Genomic DNA, 2,890 nt, shown 5'->3' with positions numbered 1-2,890 from the left:
TAAGCGGCCGGCGAACTCATCTTGAAGGACCTGCTGTGGTTGAGCACGATCGTGTGCACGCAAACGAGAGTGGACACGATGCTCAAAGACCCTCAGACACCCCGCTATGCGGTGCGGCGCACGCACCGCACCTACACGCAGCAGTTCAAAGCCGAACTGGTGGCCGCCTGCCGGCAGCCCGGCGCATCGATTGCCGCCGTGGCCCTGCAGCACGGCATGAACACCAACGTGCTGCACCGCTGGCTCAAGGAATGGGCACAGGGCATGCACCGCCTCGAAGGAGGCCTCGCCACTGCTGCCGTAGAACCTCGGACCCCGGCCTTCGTCCCCCTTGCGCTGAGCGCCGTAGCGTCAACAACCGCCAGTGAGCAGCCGTGCGTGGCCGCCTCGACACCAGCGACCGAAATCCGTATCGAATGCCAACGTCCTGGCATGTCAGTGACCGTGCACTGGCCCTTGTCTGCCGCAACCCAGTGCGCCCAGATGCTTGGCGAGTTGCTGCGGTGATCCGTATCGATGCGGCCTGGCTGGCCACGGCCCCGCTGGACATGCGTGCGGGCACCGACACCGCCCTGGCGCGGGTGATCGCCACCTTCGGCGCGGCCCACCCACACCACGCCTACGTCTTTGCCAACCAGCGAGCCAACCGTCTGAAGGTGCTGGTGCACGACGGCGTGGGGCTGTGGCTGGCCGCGCGTCGGCTGCACCAGGGCAAGTTCGTCTGGGCGCCGCCGGGCAGTCCGAACGTGGCACTTGAACATGCCCAGCTCAATGCGCTGGTGCTGGGCCTGCCCTGGCAGCGCATGGGATCGCAAGGCTCCATCACCGTGGTCTGAATCTTCTGCTTGAGGCGCAGACCATGGCAATCGGGAGATGCGCCAATGGTCTTGCCCGGCACGCACGAGCACACTGCGCCTCATGGTGATCGACGAACAGGCACTGGGCGAACTGGACGCAGAACAACTGCGTGAGGTCAGCCAGCGCCTGCTGGCCGAACTGCGCCATCAGCGCGCTCTGAACGAGAAGCTCGCCTACGAATGTGCTCTGCTCAAGCGGCTGAAGTTCGCAGCCAAATCCGAACGCCACAGCGCTGATCAGCGCGACCTGCTGGAAGAAGAACTCGATAGCGATCTGGCGGCCGTCGAGCATGAGATCGATCAACTGCGGCCGGCACCCGCTGCGACCGAGAAGCAGCCGCCCAAGCGCACACCGCTGCCGGCCCATCTGCCACGGCGCGAGATCCGCCATGAACCCACGTCCACGACATGCCAGTGTGGCTGCCAGATGAAACGCATCGGCGAGGACGTGGCCGAGAAGCTGGACTACGTGCCCGGCGTCTTCACGGTCGAGCGCCACATCCGGGGCAAGTGGGCCTGTGCGAAGTGCCAGACCCTCACACAGGCGCCGGTGGCCGCACACGTCATCGACAAAGGCATCCCGACGACTGGCTTGCTGGCCCAGGTGCTGGTGGCCAAGTACGCCGACCACCAGCCGCTGTACCGCCAGGAGAACATCTTCGGCCGCGCCGGTCTGGCCATTGCACGATCGACCCTGGCGCAATGGGTGGGCACCTGCGGCGCGCAGCTGCAGCCGCTGGTCGATGCGCTCAAGACCGAAGTGCTCGGGCACCGGGTGCTGCACGGCGATGAGACGCCAGTGGCCATGCTCAAGCCGGGCAACGGCAAGACACACCGGGCCTACCTGTGGGCTTACGCACCGGGTGCGTTTGAAGACATGAAGGCCGTGGTCTACGACTTCTGCGAGTCGCGCGCCGGGGAGCATGCCAGAACCTTCCTGGGTGACTGGCGCGGCAGCCTGATCTGTGACGACTACGCCGGCTACAAGGCCAGCTTCAGCCAGGGCATCACAGAGGCTGGTTGCCTGGCGCACGCCCGGCGCAAGTTCTTCGACCTGCACGCGGCCAACAAGAGCCAGATCGCCGAGTTCGCGTTGACGCAGTTCGCTCGGGTCTACGAGATCGAGAGGGCCGTCCAGGACACACCGGCACCCCAGCGGCTACAGACTCGCCAGCAGCACAGCCGGCCGATACTGGACGCCTTGCACCAGTGGATGGTGCTGCAGCGCCAGCAGGTGGCTGGCAACTCGGCCACGGCCAAGGCCCTGGACTACAGCCTCAAGCGCTGGGCGGCGCTCACACGATTCATTGATGACCCGCAGCTGCCGGCGGACAACAACTGGATCGAGAACCAGATCCGGCCCATTGCCATCGGACGCAACAACTGGCTGTTTGCCGGCAGCCTGCGCGCGGGCCAGCGGGCAGCGGCCGTCATGAGCCTGATCCAGTCGGCGCGCATGAACGGGCACGACCCGTATGCTTACCTCAAGGACGTGCTCACCCGGCTGCCCACGCACAAGGCCAGCCGGATCGACGAGCTGTTGCCGCACCGCTGGCAGCCGGTGGACTGATCCTGGTCATCGACGCCAGGGCACCCGTTCAGCGGGGGGCTGTCTTGCGCAGCAGGCCCGGCGAGACCTTCCAGTTCTGACCTTCGTCGGTGTGCACGCTGGCGGTCTTCTTGTTCAGGCGCAGCACGATGCCGTGCTTGACGCTGCCATCGCTGGCCGTGAAGTGGACCCGATCACCTTCGGCGAACTGCGCCAGTTCCACTGTGCTCCTTGCCTGGGCCAGGAGGTTCAAGCGTTCGACCACCATCCGGTTGAGGTAGAGCAGGTCTTCTTCACCCATGTGGCGCAGGGCTTGGGTAAACAACTCGCGGTCCAGAATCGTCTGCTTGGAATTCATCGTCGGTGCACATCTCAGCCGCGTGACGGCGGCTGTTCACCGCGAGTCTATGGCAGCGTAAACCATGCGCTGGCGCGCACACCATCCATTCAAGTCAGGCGCAAGATGGGTTGGCCGAACGCATAC

Annotated in this window: 4 protein-coding genes; 3 read left to right on the top strand and 1 reads right to left on the bottom strand. The window is 65.3% G+C overall.

What is annotated here, in order from left to right:
* Positions 1-21: 21 nt before the first annotated feature.
* From tnpA to tnpC, 3 genes are all read left to right on the top strand, one after another.
* The gene (gene tnpA, locus HPS01S_RS21315) at positions 22-507 is read left to right on the top strand and encodes an IS66-like element accessory protein TnpA (protein WP_255284278.1); all 486 of its coding nucleotides are present in this window, start codon (positions 22-24) and stop codon (positions 505-507) included.
* Positions 504-836, top strand: a complete 333-nt coding sequence (tnpB, locus tag HPS01S_RS21310) for an IS66 family insertion sequence element accessory protein TnpB (RefSeq protein ID WP_066161156.1) — start codon at positions 504-506, stop codon at positions 834-836. The genes tnpA and tnpB overlap by 4 nt, the downstream gene beginning before the upstream one ends.
* A gap of 82 nt (positions 837-918) precedes the next feature.
* A complete protein-coding gene (tnpC, locus tag HPS01S_RS21305) occupies positions 919-2,427 on the top strand; it encodes an IS66 family transposase (protein WP_066161152.1) in 1,509 nt (502 codons plus the stop codon).
* Positions 2,428-2,455: 28 nt separating this feature from the next.
* On the opposite strand, the gene HPS01S_RS21300 is transcribed toward tnpC, so the two are convergent.
* Entirely contained in the window at positions 2,456-2,764 is a 309-nt protein-coding gene (locus HPS01S_RS21300) for a hypothetical protein (RefSeq protein WP_084397648.1), read from the bottom strand.
* Between the last annotated feature and the right edge of the window lie 126 nt (positions 2,765-2,890).

Origin of the sequence: Hydrogenophaga pseudoflava NBRC 102511 (assembly GCF_001592285.1) — a bacterium.
In the GTDB taxonomy this organism is placed as follows: domain Bacteria; phylum Pseudomonadota; class Gammaproteobacteria; order Burkholderiales; family Burkholderiaceae_C; genus Hydrogenophaga; species Hydrogenophaga pseudoflava.
The sequence above is the reverse complement of the archived record's forward strand: the minus strand, read 5'-3'. Positions and strand labels throughout refer to the sequence as shown.

What these genes read in the sequence shown, in the direction of transcription:
- HPS01S_RS21300 (WP_084397648.1), bottom strand. Translation starts at nt 2,764, where the DNA reads ATGAATTCCAAGCAGACGATTCTGGACCGCGAGTTGTTTACCCAAGCC.
- tnpC (WP_066161152.1), top strand. Translation starts at nt 919, where the DNA reads ATGGTGATCGACGAACAGGCACTGGGCGAACTGGACGCAGAACAACTG.